Source organism: Ornatilinea apprima, from assembly GCF_001306115.1.
Taxonomy (GTDB): Bacteria; Chloroflexota; Anaerolineae; order Anaerolineales; family Anaerolineaceae; genus Ornatilinea; species Ornatilinea apprima.
Map to the genome: position 1 here is coordinate 63,847 of NZ_LGCL01000021.1, position 15,294 is coordinate 79,140.

Annotated in this window: 12 protein-coding genes; 3 read left to right on the forward strand and 9 right to left on the reverse strand. The window is 55.9% G+C overall.

Translation table 11 applies throughout. The features are described from left to right. Nucleotides 1-40: 40 nt before the first annotated feature. Nucleotides 41-796: a LysM peptidoglycan-binding domain-containing protein gene (locus ADN00_RS08280; RefSeq protein WP_075062500.1), complete on the forward strand. Its 756-nt coding sequence runs from the start codon at nucleotides 41-43 to the stop codon at nucleotides 794-796. Between the two features lie 103 nt (nucleotides 797-899). Then, complete coding sequence (locus tag ADN00_RS08285; RefSeq protein ID WP_152966295.1) at nucleotides 900-2,000, forward strand: TolB family protein; 1,101 nt, start codon at nucleotides 900-902, stop codon at nucleotides 1,998-2,000. A gap of 3 nt (nucleotides 2,001-2,003) precedes the next feature. Here ADN00_RS08285 and queG read toward each other — a convergent pair whose 3' ends face one another. The 9 genes from queG to ADN00_RS08330 form a co-directional block, all read right to left on the reverse strand. Continuing rightward, nucleotides 2,004-3,140, reverse strand: coding sequence for a tRNA epoxyqueuosine(34) reductase QueG (gene queG, locus ADN00_RS08290; protein WP_160317491.1), 1,137 nt, complete (start codon nucleotides 3,138-3,140; stop codon nucleotides 2,004-2,006). Nucleotides 3,141-3,188: 48 nt separating this feature from the next. Beyond that, nucleotides 3,189-3,875, reverse strand: coding sequence for a hypothetical protein (locus ADN00_RS08295; RefSeq protein WP_075062503.1), 687 nt, complete (start codon nucleotides 3,873-3,875; stop codon nucleotides 3,189-3,191). A gap of 118 nt (nucleotides 3,876-3,993) precedes the next feature. Then, the gene (locus ADN00_RS08300; protein ID WP_075062504.1) at nucleotides 3,994-6,303 is read right to left on the reverse strand and encodes a hypothetical protein; all 2,310 of its coding nucleotides are present in this window, start codon (nucleotides 6,301-6,303) and stop codon (nucleotides 3,994-3,996) included. Nucleotides 6,304-6,451: 148 nt separating this feature from the next. After that, on the reverse strand, nucleotides 6,452-7,144 hold the full coding sequence (locus tag ADN00_RS08305; RefSeq protein WP_075062505.1) for an NBR1-Ig-like domain-containing protein: 693 nt from the start codon (nucleotides 7,142-7,144) through the stop codon (nucleotides 6,452-6,454). 124 nt (nucleotides 7,145-7,268) lie between these two features. Further along, nucleotides 7,269-8,387, reverse strand: coding sequence for a M23 family metallopeptidase (locus ADN00_RS08310; protein WP_075062506.1), 1,119 nt, complete (start codon nucleotides 8,385-8,387; stop codon nucleotides 7,269-7,271). A gap of 2 nt (nucleotides 8,388-8,389) precedes the next feature. Further along, nucleotides 8,390-10,282: a TolB family protein gene (locus ADN00_RS08315; protein WP_075062507.1), complete on the reverse strand. Its 1,893-nt coding sequence runs from the start codon at nucleotides 10,280-10,282 to the stop codon at nucleotides 8,390-8,392. Nucleotides 10,283-10,328: 46 nt separating this feature from the next. Then, nucleotides 10,329-11,207, reverse strand: coding sequence for a M23 family metallopeptidase (locus ADN00_RS08320; RefSeq protein WP_075062508.1), 879 nt, complete (start codon nucleotides 11,205-11,207; stop codon nucleotides 10,329-10,331). Nucleotides 11,208-11,317: 110 nt separating this feature from the next. Beyond that, entirely contained in the window at nucleotides 11,318-12,637 is a 1,320-nt protein-coding gene (locus ADN00_RS08325; RefSeq protein WP_075062571.1) for a DUF1015 domain-containing protein, read from the reverse strand. A 147-nt stretch (nucleotides 12,638-12,784) separates the two neighbouring features. Then, nucleotides 12,785-13,642: a DegV family protein gene (locus tag ADN00_RS08330; RefSeq protein WP_075062509.1), complete on the reverse strand. Its 858-nt coding sequence runs from the start codon at nucleotides 13,640-13,642 to the stop codon at nucleotides 12,785-12,787. Nucleotides 13,643-13,861: 219 nt separating this feature from the next. Between ADN00_RS08330 and ffh the strand changes: the two genes are divergently transcribed. Continuing rightward, nucleotides 13,862-15,184, forward strand: coding sequence for a signal recognition particle protein (gene ffh / locus ADN00_RS08335; RefSeq protein ID WP_075062510.1), 1,323 nt, complete (start codon nucleotides 13,862-13,864; stop codon nucleotides 15,182-15,184). Nucleotides 15,185-15,294 lie beyond the last annotated feature (110 nt).

Consider the following 15,294-nt stretch of genomic DNA (forward strand, 5'->3'; position numbering starts at 1 on the left):
TTCCCAATGCAACCGTCACACCCAGAGAATAGGAAATCTCATGAGCGATAAAAACGATCCGCAAAATGTGATCAATTCTTTTCAAAGAAGACAGCAAATGATGCCCTTCCTGATTGGAGGATTGGCGGTCATTCTGGTCGTTGTGGGGATCATCGTTTTAGTCTTGTGGTTTACTGGGGGCAATGGCCCGTCGATCAGCCTGTTTGCTTCTGCCACGCCAACCGCTACCAACACCTCCACCCCAACGCCGGTAACGCCCACATCCACGGCAACGTTAACCCCAACCGAGACGGTGGTTCCCACGGAAACTGTAACACCGACTCCATCTGGTCCGTTTGAGTACACCATTCAAGAAAATGACAACTGCTACGATATCGCGGCGAAATATGAAGTGGATCTGATGGTTCTGCTGGCGATTAACAACTTTGGTTCCTCATGCCCGATCAAACCAGGAGATAAAATTCTGGTGCCGGCTCCAGACACGCAATTGCCCACCGAAACACCTCTCCCGGCGGATATAGGCCGTGGAACCAAAATCACCTATGTGGTTAAGTTGGGAGACACGATGGCAATCATTGCCTCCAAGTTCAATACCACAGTGGACGATATCCTGCTGCAGAACAAACTGGAGGATGCAAATACTCTGTTTGCTGGCCAGGAATTGATCATTCGGGTGAACCTGGTTACCGCCACCCCAACTATTGCTCCCACCAGCACCACCGCGGCGACAACCGCTCCGGCTGCGACCACCGCTGCCACGGCCACCAGCGCGCCGACCGCCACTCCGAGACCGTAAGTTTGATCCTTTCCAACAATCAGATACAAGGCGCGCGGCCAACCGCGCGCCTTTGATACTCTCTTCTCAAGATGTACCACAAGTACCCCATCTGGTTTTGAATATGAATAATTCCCAATATCGTAAGATATTTATAATCGTTTTCGCAACCTTGCTGATGGCCGCGGCGGGTTGGTTGTTGGTGAAGCCGCTCATCGAGCGTCTGCAGGAGGCATCTTTAACGCCAGCGGACGTAGCTTACCTTTCACCGGTGAACAGCCCTGAAATCTGGTTATGGCGCGCCGCGCATGGAGAGGCCGTTCCCATCACGCAGACGCAAGGCCGGGTGTTCGATTTCGATGTTTCACCCGATGGCCGGTTCATTGTTTTTTCACAGACCAATGAGCAGGGCGGCCGGGATTTGATGCGGGTTCAGATCGTGACCAGGGCCGAAAGCCGTCTTCTGGCTTGCGGGCAGAGTCTGTGCTTCCAACCGGCGATTTCGCCAGACGGAAAGCAGGTGGCTTACACAGTAATCGATCCGCAGGCTGACGCCCAAGCGAAAGCCGTCCAGCGTGTTTTTGTACTGGACCTGGCTGGCCGCTCTCAGCGGGCTTTATATGAAGATGAAACGATTAGCGCTTCTCAGCCGGCCTGGTCGCCTCAGGGAGACCGTCTGGCAGTGGTGGATGAAGCCAATCGAGAGATTCGAGTGATTAGCCTCTCTACGGGCGACACGATGACCATTCCCACCCAGGTTAGTGAGATGGGGGCTTTTTCGCCGGATGGGGCGCAGATGATGTTTTTGAATGCACAGATGACTGGCATTCAATCTTTTCAGGGGGTGTACCTGGCAGATTTCACCGATCAGCAAATTCGCGCAGTGATTGCCCCTTACCAATCCGAGGTCGATTTCGGCGTGCCCGCCTGGTCGGCTGCCAACCAAAAAATCGCGGTCAATTGGAGAAAGATGATTGGGCTGGGGCGGGGAACAGAGCAGATTTCCATTTTTGAAGCAGATGGAAGTGGAGAGCAGGTAATTACCACGGACCAGAATTTTACCCACGGGGCCTATTCCTGGAGTCCGGACGGCTCACGGCTGCTCTATCAGCAGTTTGAGGTTGGAAAAACCGGCGCCCAACCCGAGGTGGCAATTTGGGAGATGGCTACCGGCGAGCATAAGGTGATTGCCCAAAACGCGTTCTTTCCGCGTTGGGTGCCGTGAGGATCAGTGACTATCTAGCGCGGAGCGGATTTCGGCCAGAATGGTTGGGTCGCTTTCAGTTTTCAGGGCTTTTTCCAGCGCAACGCGGCCCGCGCGGTTGTTGAACTGACCCAGCGCCCAGGCGGCATGCGCGCGGACAAGCGGCTCAAATTCCTCTTCAAGAAGATTTATCAGAACCGGCAGGGCCGCTTCGGCGCGCTGATTACCGGCCACAACGGCAGCGTTGCGCAGCAAGCCGCGCCGTTTGGCGCGCTGAAGGGGAGTCTGGCGGTAACGGCGATTGAACTCTTGAGGGGATAAGCGCAGTGTGGCGGCCAGTTCCAGTTCAGACAATGCCGGGTCTGATTGGAAGAGTGGCGTTTTCGGGGCGGTCTTGATTTTTTGATTCCACGGGCAGACTTGTTGGCAAATGTCGCAGCCAAAAACATGGCTGCCGATCAGAGGGCGTAGTTCGATTGGAATTTCACCTTTGTTTTCAATCGTTAAATATGAAATACAGCGGCGCGAGTCCAATAATCGCGCTTCTGAAATGCAGCCGGTGGGGCAGGCCTCGATGCAGCGGCGGCAGGTTCCGCACAGGTCTTTTTCAAACGGTTCATCCGGTTCGAGCAGTGTGGAAAGAAAAATTTCGGCAAGGAGAAGATAAGAACCCGCCTGGGGGTTGATCAGGCAGGTGTTTTTTCCAATCCATCCCAGCCCGGCCCGGCTGGCATAATCCCGCTCCAGGATGGGACCGGTGTCGGTATACACAGCCGCCTGCGCGCGCGGGTCGATTTCGTTTTGAATCCATTGAACCAGTCGGCGCAACTGTGGGGGCAGCAGGGTGTGATAGTCGACACCGCGGGCGTAGGCCGCCACCAGGCCATACCCTGGCTGGCTTTCCGCCTGATTGGGAGTGGAGGGCGGCGGATACGCGGCGGTGACCACGATGAGCGAGCGAGCAGGCGGAAAAACCTGCTGAGGGTTAAGACGATGTTCGACCGCCCTCGGCGCGGAAAGATACGCCATCGAGGCATGCCATCCCTGCTCCAGCCAGCCCAGGTAAGCGGAAGCATGCGGCGTTGGGTCCAGCGCGGTGATACCCAGATGAGAAAAGCCGAGGCGCCTGGCCTCGGCTTTCAGCATTTCTTTTGCATCCATGGTCATCATCGGTTTGCCAGGCGGCAAAACAGCGTTTTTTGGTTGAGCTTATTTCTCAATGTTGATGATCAGGTAGAAGGACAAGATGGAGACTCCGTCATCGTTGTAAAGGTTAAACGTGGCGGTGTGGAAGTTCTTTCCGCCCTCAACATAATCTGGAGCGGTCAGGTCGACAATAATTTCAACGGTGTCACCCACGGCCGCGCCCGAAAGCAGGATGGGTCCAACTTTATTGCCCTGGAAATCGGTTCCGGTTACATAGAAGCGGTTGTTCCAGTCGCGGCGGCCCACATTTTTAATGGTGAAGACCCCGTCAAAGGCCTCGCCGCCCTTAAAGTAGGAGTAATCGGCAGGTCTATTGCTGACCAGAACGGCCTGGTCGGTGGAACTGGCAGGCGTCCAGGTGGGGGCAGGTGCGCCGCCGCCGCTACTGACCACTCTCTTGGTAGCAGTGGGCAGGGGAGCCAGGGTGGCGATTGCGGTGGGGGTCGGCGCCTCGGTGGCAGTTGCTACCACGGGTTGGGTGGCGGTTGGTTCCACCTGGTCCGCGGCGGGTTGGGCCAGCGCTTGCTGGGTGATGTCGGCGATTACAGTCGCGGCTACTTCAGTCTGAAGAGCGGGCATGTCCACGGTGGGCTGCGGCTCAGGGGTGACAGCCGGGGCGGCACAGCTCACCAGCGATAGGGTCATCAATAAAAGAACCGGTAAGGCAAGTTTTTTCTGGAATGCGGTCATTTTTTCCTCCAAAGTGAAGGCCAGTCTAATTTTTCCTGGCTTTGTTTGAATTCTGGTTCGTGAAACGATTTGTATTTTACCACGCAAGCAGCAGATCGATAATTGCTGGCAGGCTGGCTTAAGGCTGGCGAATCATCTGCCAGATTTGAACACCATCCCGATTGTAAACCACCTTTGTCCACGGCTGCAAGGTCAGCATCTGCTCAGCGGAGAAATCTCCACGGCCGCCTGAAAAATAGAAATACTGCGCCTGCGACTGCGATAAGAATTCTTTCCAGTCTGCCTGCGCAGCGCCCGATGGCGGCCAGATGATTTTCCGGCCGGTGAAAGCCGGGATCCAGCCACCCGCGTCCGCGGGGACCTGGCTTTGCCCCCAGCGGAATGATTTGACCCAGAAAACGGCATCCGGAGCGGTGTTGGTTTCAATCCATTGCATCGCGGCTGTGTCGGGTTGAAAGAAGAGCATCGCGGTGGGGTTAACAATCCCGATCTGGCTGGCGCACCCGGTGACGGCCAACGTGCCGAACAGGATCACCACTGCGCTGCGGCGGGGGGAAAGGGCTAAACGCTTTGCCAGAGTTTGGATGCCCCAGGCGGCCAGCAGCGCCAGGGGAAGACAGAGGCCGATGATCCAGTTCATCCAACTGGAGATGATGGTGCCGAGGGCAAACTGCTGCAGCAGATTCAGGACAGCCAAAGCCACCGGCCAGGCGGGCAGGAGGAGCAGGAGGGGTGAACGAACGCACATTAAGGCCAGCAGGCTGAAGCCAGCCAGCATCCAGACCAGCCACCCAGCTTGTTGAAACGTGAGCCAAAAGGTATACGCAAGGTCCATATAACTGGCGGCGAGGGAGTTCAGGTTCAGAAAGTCGGAATAAATCCCCTGGCGGAAAAGGCTTGCAGCCTGCACTGCGGCCAGGGCAAGAATGGGGATTAACACCAGCAGCAAGCGTTTGAGATTGGCGAGAGGGAAGGATGAGGTGGCAAACTGCGCGCGGTTGGAAGGAAGGAAGGCATAGACCGCGGCGCACAGCAGAAACGCACCCCAGTGAATCAGCGTACCGTAGTGGGAAAGTCCAAGCCCGGCCAGCAGAATCGCAAGTTCAATGGGCGCCCGCGTAGGGTGCTGAAGCCATTCCAGGGTGAGGGCGCAGGCCAGCGCCAGCAAGCCCAGTCCCAAAAAGAAGGGGAAGCGGCTCCAGGTGATCAGGTAAGCAGGGAAGGGCGTGAAGAAAGAATAGAGCAGAACGGCAAGCCAGGCAGCGCGCGGCTGGTGAAAGATGCGTTCCGCGAGGGGGTAAACCGCCAGGCTGGAAAACACACTGATCCACAGCCCGGAAGTGAGCATGGCTTCGGGGATACTGAGTTGAAAAACGCGGACCAATGCGGCGCTGAGCAGGTGATACGCCAGCGGGTAGATGTCTCCGGGCACCAATGCTCCCTGCCGCAGCAGGGTGGTAACCCGCTCATAATGGTTCAAACCATCCACCCAGGCCGGCACATACAGGTCTTTGAATTGGACGGTGCGGACAATCAGGGTAAACAGAATGCCGGCGATCATCGGCCAAGCGGCTGCCATCTGCTTGGAAATCTGCCGGTACGATTGTCTGGCGCGATTGTAGGCAAAAATGAGTGCCAGGCTGGAGATAAGCAAGGGGATAATCCAGATCTGCCCGCTGGTTGGGCGGATGGAGAAGCGGCTCAATCCCCACAGATAGGCCAGCCAGACGGCCATGCCCAGCCCAAGGTGATATAGAAACTGGCTGTTCGCGTCCCGGGGGGCGCGATCGGCTGCGTGTGTCAATCTCCACAAGGGCAGGCTGATGAGGGTAAAGAAGAGAAAGACAAGGATGGATATGCCGGCGCGCTGGAAATGGGCGGCGGATCCGATGGCCGGCAAACTGTGAAGGAAGGATTGCCCCAGCGACAGATTGAGGCTGGACGGCAGGCTTTGTCCATCCTGCACCAGCTGGGGTAAAGATGAATTGGTAAAGGGTGAACCACTCCACAGGGAAAATGGCTTCCTGGAAGCGTTGGTTAAAGAGAGGAAATACCGGCTGCCGGGCGGGTTTGATTGGGGCGTAAAGCTGATCACCAGCCTGCCCATCGGCAAGTACTGACGTTGGATGAAAACGGGTATGGTTTGTTCGCGGCCACCCGAAATGACTTGCAGTTGAACGTTCACAGGCAGGCCTTGCCAGGGTAGCAAGCGGTGGCTGGCGGCAAAAGACAGGCTGATGGAGTTGAAGCCTGGCGGCGCGGTGGAAATTTCTTGGGCGGCGGACTGCCCGGGAAGTAATTTGACCAACCGCTCTTTTTCTGGCTGGTAACCGATGCGGTGAAAGGCGCTGCCGCTTAAGAAAAGTGCGGCCAACAGGCAGACGGCCAGGGCGCCTAATCCAGCCAAGAACCAGCGAGTTTTCTTCATAGACTTTATTTTAACCGCTTTTGGGGTCTGGCTGCCTTTTGCCTACTGCCGGGCAAGAGTGCCGGATGGATAGAACATCCATTGGGGCGGTTAAAATTCAAAACCGGGTTTTTTCCCGGTTTTGAAATATTTGGATAGGGGGTGCGGCTTAGTCGTCTTCTTCGGGGGTTGCGGTTGGCGTCAGGGTGGCACCTTCGACTGTCCAGGTAAAGTCCATCCGGCCAAAGTTCGTGCCTTCGGCGTTGGTCAACACCCACAGGGTGTACTTGGAGCCGGGGGTGTCGGGGGCGAGGGCGTCCACGCGCAGTTCAACGGTTTCGCCCGGTTTGACCTCTTTAGGCAGGAAATAGGAATTAACGTTCTCGTGTACGCGGTCGCCGGCGTAATAACGGTACTGGTAACTGGTTGTCCATGTGGTGGTGCCGGTATTTTCCATGATCCACACCAGGTCAAATTTTTCACCGGGGCGTTTGATGGTGCCGTCTTCTGGGCTGTTGCTGACCCAGGTTGCTTTGTCTGGAAGGTTCTGTTGGGGCGCGGTTGTCGCCTGGGTTGTGCCCGGCAGGCCAGCCTGCGGCGTGGTTTCACCGGGGAGTGCCATGGTGGGAACGGCCTCAGTTACTGTGGGGGTCAGCGTCGGTTCAGGTGTGCTGGTTTGAGTGGCGGTGGGCATTGCCGCAGCGGTTTGCGTGAGCTGCACCTGAACGGTTTCGGCCGCCTGCGTGTAAACTTGGTTGGCATCCAGCGTGGGTTCGGCCTTACCGCCGCCGCAAGCGGTGAGTACGATTGCCAGCGTAGTCAGCAGTAATGCACTGGCAATGATTTTTTTATAGCGAGACATGTTTGAGGTACCTCCTGTTTGTAAACCTTTTATCCGAACGTTTCTTCTGTTGTGCGATTGGTAAATTTGAAACTCACTTTATCTTCAGGCTAGCGATTATACCTTTACAGACCTCTTTCCGCAATCAGGGAAGGGGTGGCTGCCAGACCTCACCGGTGGGCGAGATGGTAGGGACGGGTTGGAAACCTCGTTCGCCACGAAACGCGAAGCGGGTAACTGCTCCCGGGTTGATGGTTACATCACTGGTGTAGGTTTCTTCCAGATAGTTGATGGTGATGCGGTAGCGGCCGGCTGGTAAATCTCCAATGGCCAGGTTTTCCTGGTAATATTCGTCGCTGATCACAGCCGTCTGCCCGTAGCTGATCACATACCATCGCTGATTGGTGTCTAGTGAGGTGATATATACTTTCTGGTGGGTAAGGATGGAGCCGTTGGTATTGAGAAGCTTGCCAACCAAAACGCCGCAGCCCTGAGGTGGCGTGATCCATAATTCCGGATTGCGGGTGGTGTAGAAGCTGTTGGTTTCCACACGGACTTCAAAATGCAGATGTGGTCCGGTGGTAAAACCGGTGGTGCCGATGATGCCCAACTGGTCGCCAGTTTCTACCCGCTGGCCGTTGATCACGTCCACTCGATCCATGTGCGCGTAGACAGTATAGAGACTGCGCCCATTCCAGCCAAAGTCGTGCTTAATTGCCACAGCCAAGCCGTAAGGATCTTCTTCCTGATTATCATAGCGGTTGAAAAGACCGTACCCCGCGTGGATCACTTTACCCGGTCCGGCGGCCAGAACGGGAGTGCCACGCGGCGAAGGAATATCAATGCCGGTGTGGACAATGTCGGAGCTAAAGAAGACGCCTCCGTAGCGATAATCGGCCAGCGGCCAGTTCACCTCATCCACCGCGATGGGGCGGGTGAAGTAAAAATGATCGTTCGGGCTCAGTGCCCAGGGTGCCGGATAAAGCGGAGCGCGCCAGAGAGAGATGGGGTCGGGGCCAGGGGTGGGAAAGGTGAAGCGCAGCGGTTCTTCCACGGCGGGGGGCACAAGCGTGGGCTGCAGTGATCCCGCCAGCTGCACGAGAGCCGGTTCGGCGGCTGCACTTAATTGTTCTCCACTTTGCGGGATAGGCAGGCTTTCTTCTGGCAGATCAACGGCAGGCTGGCTGGGTGGGATTGGCTGCTGGCAGCCTGAAAGCCAGATGATCGCCAGCAGGCAAACCAGCGTGGTTTGAAAGCGGTTCATGGTCACTGGCCTTGTTCCCCCAGGGGCGTCCAGGTGGGGCGAATGGTGGCTTGCGCCTGGGGTAGATCGCTAGCTGGAGGCGATTCCAGAGGTGTTTGAGTCGCGACCGGGGTGAGTGTGGGAATGAGGGTGGCGGTGGTCAGCGCTTCGGGTGGATACAATTCATTCATGGCGGTTTGCCAATCGATTTGATCGGTGAGAATAAACTGGTTGAATCGGGCAGCGGCATAGAAGCTGCGCCAGTTCTGCAACGCGGGAAGGCGCTGCCAGCCAAATCGAGCGGCCATGTCGGTAAAATCGACCCAATACCCTTGTGGGGCAGGAACAGAAGCGCCTCCCTCTTCATAGGCGGTTGGGTTGCCTGCATAGCGCTGGTTCAGGTCCCAGGTGGTCGCGTGCAGCGGGATTCCCTGAGAGCCGTCCTGGTAGCGCGCGCGGATGTAAACGCGCCAATAGACCTGACCGTTATAGTCCTCACGCGTTATGGCCATCCAACCAGCCTGTAGTGGCAATGGGTTGATGGCAAACGCGCGCCCAGTATACAGCCAATTCTGCTGCAGCGGAAGCGTGGGCGGCTCGGTGATGGGGGTAAAAGCCTTTTCCAAGCTGGATAGAACGTCCCAACCGGCCTGTGTGGACACCCAATCGCGCAGTTGGCGGAAGGACTCATCCACGGTATCATGCAAATATGGATAAGGGGCGGCAACATCTTCCAACGGGACCACACCAAACCGGCCAGCTGGAGGCAGTGGTTGGATGTTCAACGCCGGTGCCCACAAGTTTGGCTGTGAGTCTGCCGCGCCGTCTGGGAAGGAATAACTCGCCAGCACGTCCGCGCCGGCGGTGCTACAGTCCATTCCCTTAACACGGCCGGGGAGCGCCATAGCCGGCAGACTGATGAGTCCTTTCTGGGTGTTCCATCCAAATAAGGAATACTGGTTGGGTCCGGCCAACACGGAAAACAGATTGTTGGACTCGCCGCACCAGGCGGGTAGTGAGCCGTCGATCAGGGCTGCCGGCTGCGCGTTTTCTACACCATCCCAGAGCATGATTTGCCGCTGGCCGTTCAGCAGAGCAGACCAGGCCAACTGACGACCATCTTGAGACCAGACCGGGTTGGTTTCTGGGCGCTGGGCGTTGCGGGTCAGATTGAAAAAGCGGTCCTCGGCGTTATCCAATGCCGCCAGCCAGATGTCTTCATCTCCATCACGGGTGGAGACAAACGCGATGCGGCGTCCGCCGGGCGACCAGGATGGACTGGTATCGGCTGCTGGATGGTCTGTGAGCCGGATGGGGTGTTCCTCTGGGTTGCGAAGAGAGCGGATGAGGATTTCGAGGTTATTGGATTGGTAGCTTTCATACGCCAGCCAGTTTCCATCGGGAGACCAACTGGGATCGCCGTCGTACTCGGGTGTGTCTGTTACCTGGTTGATCTCTCCATTGGTCAAATCGAGGATAAACAGGTCCCAATAGCCGTTGCGGCGCGAGCTGAAGGCGATTTTGTTGCCGTCCGGGCTGAACGCCGGTGTGATGTCATCGTAAGGGGAGTTGGTCAGGCGCAGCAGAGAAGCGTTCTGCGGTTGAAAGATGAAAAGATGATCGTAGTATCCATCGGCGATGGAGAGCACTAAAACACCTTCTTCTTTCAGGCCTTCGGGGTTCAACCAGTAGACATTCTCTGCTGGTGAGGGAGGGGCAACTGTCTGTGGAAGAATGGTGGGTGTGGCGATTGAGGTGGGCAACAAACCTGGCAGGAAATCTCGGTCACGGTCTTGGATGGCCGGAATCACCACAATGGCCATCAAAATGAGATTTAAAATCACAAGCACCAGCAGCCAGCGGTACAGCTTGTGGTTGTTCTTTGGTGAGGTGACTTGCGGGGCTTCTTCACTCATAATCGGCTCAAAAAATGGATTGGACCTGAAAGCGACTCTGCTGAGGTCAAGGAGCGTCAGCGGTCTGCAGGGCAAACAACAGCATGGGGTCAAACATGCGGAAGGTATTGGTCACCCGCCACAGGCAATAATTGGCCATTTCGTCTTGTGAGGCAGCGTTTTCATAATGCGCCATGGAAGCAAACCTGTAACCCGATGGGCCCAGGCGGGCCTCGAGATGCAAATGAAGATTAACGGACATGCCGGTTGTGCCCACTTCACCTAAAGTCTGTCCGCAAACAATCTCATCACCGGGAGCGACCAAAGGTGGTTGGGCCATGTGGGCGTAGAGTAAATACAGCGATTCGCGGGCAGGGTCATACGTCTGCTGCTGGGGTTCGGGACAGTTGAGCGCTGGGTGAGGCTGCACGGCGCCCAGCGCGGGAGCGGCCTGGGCCAGGTTGGGGAGCAGGCTGGCAATGGTTTCTGGAGCGGTTTCGATCACCACCGCGTAGCCATAGGGAGGACGGTTGGCAATGACGCCAACGACTTTTCCTGGCAAAACGGCGTGGATTTGCAGGCCTTCCATGGATACCCTGTCACCAAAGCGATAGAAAGCCAGGTCTACGCCGTGATGGCCGTCATCCTGGCCCAGCGGCGGCGCGTCAAAAGGGTTGCTGATAATCTGAGGCAAATCAGAAATCTCAATGCCGTCCAATGGGGAGCAGATTTCCAAAGAAGGTTCAGGGGAGGGGGCTGCGGTGGCAGTTGGCGCAGGGAGCGTTGCCGTTGGTGCGCTGATTGTTGGAATAACAGGGCTGGGCGTAGCTGGCGCTGGCTGCACCGTGGGCGTGAAAGAGAGCGGAGCCGGCTGGCAGGCAGCCAAAGCCCAGGCCCCGAGAAAAAAAGCCTTGATCAGTTTTTTTGCCCGGTCGCGATTTCTCATTCAGCCATCCATACCTGATTTACACCCGATTGTCCTGATTATACTTCAAACACCCGGCAGAAAAACAAACCGGCGGTTGCCCGCCGGTTTACAAAGGTGTTAGTTTCTGTTTATTCTACAATTTTTCGGCATTCCATGTAAAAGCGCTTTTCTTTGGCTTCACCCATAGAGAAAGTTTTGCGTGGCAGGGCGCCGTCGAGAATAACGGTTTTGAATAAATCGCTCTTGTCCATCGCGGGCAGGAAGAACCCCAAATTTCCGGGCTGGGCACCCAGACGGGCAACGACGTCCGCTCCGTGGACATAATCGATGCTGGAGGCCGCACCGGTTTTGAGCCAGCCGTCCAAGAAGTTTTGTAAGGTGCCTACGGCCAGGTTCAGCTCTGGCTGGTCAATTTGAATCACCCCAAACTCGCGGCTGTTGACCACGCCAATGATTTGCGCGCCGGAGGGCTGGTTTTCGACCGCCCTCACCATTTCTTCCAGGTCCGCGCACACGCGAAACGTGATGCGGCTACCAAACTTGGCTGCGAAAGCGGTTTTGAAATCCTGCTTCACATCAAAGAGAACGCGGTGAATCGGCTCGAAAACCAGGCTTTCATCATGGACATTTTCTACTTCCACCAGGGCATAGCGGGCCGGGTGGTCCATGCCGACCTGTGCTTTCATGTTTTCCCAGATGGCCTTGGCGGTTGCCAGCGAATGATTGCCGTCTCCCATGGCGAAGAGCAGGACTTCCTGGGGTTGATCCAGGTTGTATTTCGCTTGGAAAGCGGCCGGGTTGGCCAGGTCGGCGATGGCATCAACGACTTGATTCTGAAGGGATTCGTCATCCACCAGGTAGCCGGTGAGGTGCCCACTGTCGAACATAAGGTCAAAGTCATATATCTTTTTGAGTTGGCCGGTCCGCGCCGCGAGGGGTTCGATGACCGTTTTCTGCGGGTCGTCGATTAATACCAGAATATGGGGCAGTTCAAGCGGTGCGCCTTCGCGGATTTTCATGCGGGGTGGCAGACGTTCTATGATTGTGCCTTCCGTGGCGCGGATCAGGCTTTGCGAACCTTTGGAGTAATCGTATCGTTCCAGGTCCAGCGCCAGCATTATTCCTCGGCGGGTTTTACCCTGGATTTGTCTTTCGACGAGGATGATGCCATCGACAGGGTGCAGAATTCCGCGCTCCAGATAATCGGCCATATTGGCTTGCACCGAGCTGGTCAGCGTGTCTTTTTTCGGCGATTCCAGATAGACCTCGGGCAAGATCAGCCGCAGAGTGGAGGGTGACTCTGCCACTTTTTCTTCAACGGCTTGCCAATATTCGGGCTGCGATGTGAATTGATCGCAGGCAATAACGGCCCACTGTTGTGGATTAATCTCCGGGCCAGGCAGCAATACTTGGGGAATTTGAAATCCTAAGGAAGAAATGATTTTCATGAAAAATCCCTTCACGGTGGTAAAGTGAGCAACACACTCCATTGTAGCGATTTTCCGTGGTTCGTAAAGAGATTTCCCGTTGCGTCAGCCAGACAAAGAAAAAGCGCCCTCAGTGGGCGCTTTGTGAGTAGCGATAATCAACACTGTTTATTCAAACAGGAACGCCAACCCGACTGTGCCCGGGCCGGTATGGGTGCCAATCACCGGGCTGACCTCAGAAAAGACGGTCTCTACAACCACTTCGGCGGGCAGGGCTTTGGTGACCTCATCCAAAAGGATTTGAGCCTCAGTGGGAGCGTTGGCGTTGAGACAGGCCAGGTGTATTTTTTTGTGGCCGTTTAATTTGCTTTGCACCAGCTCGATGGTGCGTTTCAGCGCTTTGCTTTTGGTGCGAACGCGCTCAACCGCTTCAATGCGGCCTTCCTTTAATTCAAGGATGGGTTTGAGATCGAGGGCGGTGCCCAGGAAAGCGGATGCCCCACCAATGCGCCCGCCGCGGTGCAGAAATTCCAGGGTGCTGACCACAAAAGTGGCTCCCGAACGTTCGGGCAGTTGGAGCGCGGCTTGTTTGCATTCTTGCAAAGAGGCGCCATCCTTGGCCATGCGTGCTATTTGCAGAACCTGAAACCCTAAGGCCATTGAGGTAACCAGCGAGTCGACAATTTCAATTTGCGCGCCGGGAAAGTTCGCGCGCGCCTGAATTGCCGAATCAATGGTCCCTGAAAGGCGCGAGGAGATGTGAATGCTCAAAATATCATAGCCTTCATTGATCAATTGTTCATAAATCTTCATGAACGCGGCCGGGGTTACCTGGGAAGTGGTCGGCATGACCTTGGTGTTGGATAGGGCGTGATAAAATTCGGCGGGAGTAATATCAATCCCGTCCTGATAGGTGCTTTCTCCCCAAATGACCTGCAACGGCAGGATGTAAATTGGCAAACCCTCCAAATAGCGATCCGGGATGCCACAGGTGCTGTCGGTAACAATCGCAACTTTTGCAGACATGGTTTATGCATCTCCTTGCAAAAAATAGGGCCAAGAATTGGCCAGCTTAATGACGTGTCATTTCCAATAGAATAACCCCCGAGGTCAATTTGAGTTACGCATTCACCATATGTATCCCTTGACCAATCCGGGCTTCGTTGCTAAAATGCTTGGGTTGATGCCCAGTTGATGGTGGGTATCGTTCATTTAATGATTTAACCAGACACCAGCGAGAATGCCGTGTTTGATAACCTGAGTGGCCGCTTCAATGAAATATTCCAGCAGTTGCGCCGCCGAGGAAAACTATCCGAGGCGGATGTTGATGCCGTTCTGCGCGAAGTGCGCCTGGCGTTGCTGGAAGCCGATGTGCATTACAGCGTGGTGAAGAGCTTTGTGACTCGCGTGCGCGAACGCGCGGTGGGGCATGAGGTCTCAAAAGCGTTAAACCCGGCCCAGCAGGTGATCAAAATTGTGCATGAAGAATTGATCAACACCCTGGGAGAGCCAGACCGGCTCAACCTGAGCGGCCCCAAGCCGCGCGTGGTGATGATGGTGGGTTTGCAAGGCGCGGGGAAAACCACGGCGACCGCCAAACTGGCTAAGATTTTGCGCAGCCAGGGCGAGCGGGTTTTGCTGGTCGCGGCCGACCCTTACCGGCCGGCGGCGGTGAAGCAGCTGCAAACTTTGGGGCAGCAAATTGGCGTGGATGTTTACACTCGTGAGGGTGTAAAGCCGCCCGACCTGGCCGCCCAGGCGTTTGACATGGCGCAAAAAAGCGGCGTCAGCGCGATGGTGATTGACACGGCAGGGCGCTCGCAGCTGGATGACGCGCTGATGCAAGAGCTGCAAGCGATTGCCCGGCGCGTTCCGGTGAATGAAACTCTGCTGACGGTCGATTCGATGATCGGCCAGGAAGCGCTGCATATCGCCGAGGGTTTCCGCGACTCGGTCAAGCTGACCGGTCTTGTGCTGACGAAAATGGACGGTGATTCACGCGGCGGCGCGGCGATTTCCATTCGCTCGGTGACGGGCGTGCCGATCAAATACCTAGGAACGGGTGAAGGTTTGGACGCGCTGGAAAGCTTTGATCCACGCCGTTTGGCATCGCGGATTCTGGGAATGGGTGATATGATTGGGTTGATCGAGCGCGCCGAAGCGGCTTTTGATCAGCAGGCCACCCAAGACCAGGCGCAGCGCATGCTTGCGGGGCAGTTCACCCTGGAAGATTTTGCCCAGCAGTTAAAGCAGGTGAAGAAAATGGGTCCGCTGTCGCAAATTTTGGATATGATGCCTGGCGGAATGGGTCAGGCTGCTCGCAATATTGACCCAGCTGACGCAGAAAAGCAACTAAAGCGCACAGAGGCGATCATTAATTCCATGACGGTTGCCGAACGAAAAAACCCCGATCTGCTGAATGCCAGCCGGCGCAGGCGAATTGCCTCCGGGTCGGGTACCGACGTCCAGGACGTCAACCGTTTGATCAAGCAATTCCGAGAAACACAACGCTTGTTCAAACATATTAAGAAAACAGGCGGACGAGGTTTACCACGTCTGTTTGGGTAGCCAGGAAGTAAAGAGTAGTTCGCGCCTCCTTCCGCGTCCCTATCACTCTTGAATACTGGGAATGAAAAATAAGTTACAATAGAACAATAAAAGATTAACAGGAGTATTCA

Bases quoted from the DNA above. Each gene is read 5' to 3' on its own strand.
- ADN00_RS08280 (WP_075062500.1), top strand. From the start codon at position 41: ATGAGCGATAAAAACGATCCGCAAAATGTGATCAATTCTTTTCAAAGA.
- ADN00_RS08285 (WP_152966295.1), top strand. From the start codon at position 900: ATGAATAATTCCCAATATCGTAAGATATTTATAATCGTTTTCGCAACC.
- queG (WP_160317491.1), bottom strand. From the start codon at position 3,140: ATGGATGCAAAAGAAATGCTGAAAGCCGAGGCCAGGCGCCTCGGCTTT.
- ADN00_RS08295 (WP_075062503.1), bottom strand. From the start codon at position 3,875: ATGACCGCATTCCAGAAAAAACTTGCCTTACCGGTTCTTTTATTGATG.
- ADN00_RS08300 (WP_075062504.1), bottom strand. From the start codon at position 6,303: ATGAAGAAAACTCGCTGGTTCTTGGCTGGATTAGGCGCCCTGGCCGTC.
- ADN00_RS08305 (WP_075062505.1), bottom strand. From the start codon at position 7,144: ATGTCTCGCTATAAAAAAATCATTGCCAGTGCATTACTGCTGACTACG.
- ADN00_RS08310 (WP_075062506.1), bottom strand. From the start codon at position 8,387: ATGAACCGCTTTCAAACCACGCTGGTTTGCCTGCTGGCGATCATCTGG.
- ADN00_RS08315 (WP_075062507.1), bottom strand. From the start codon at position 10,282: ATGAGTGAAGAAGCCCCGCAAGTCACCTCACCAAAGAACAACCACAAG.
- ADN00_RS08320 (WP_075062508.1), bottom strand. From the start codon at position 11,207: ATGAGAAATCGCGACCGGGCAAAAAAACTGATCAAGGCTTTTTTTCTC.
- ADN00_RS08325 (WP_075062571.1), bottom strand. From the start codon at position 12,637: ATGAAAATCATTTCTTCCTTAGGATTTCAAATTCCCCAAGTATTGCTG.
- ADN00_RS08330 (WP_075062509.1), bottom strand. From the start codon at position 13,642: ATGTCTGCAAAAGTTGCGATTGTTACCGACAGCACCTGTGGCATCCCG.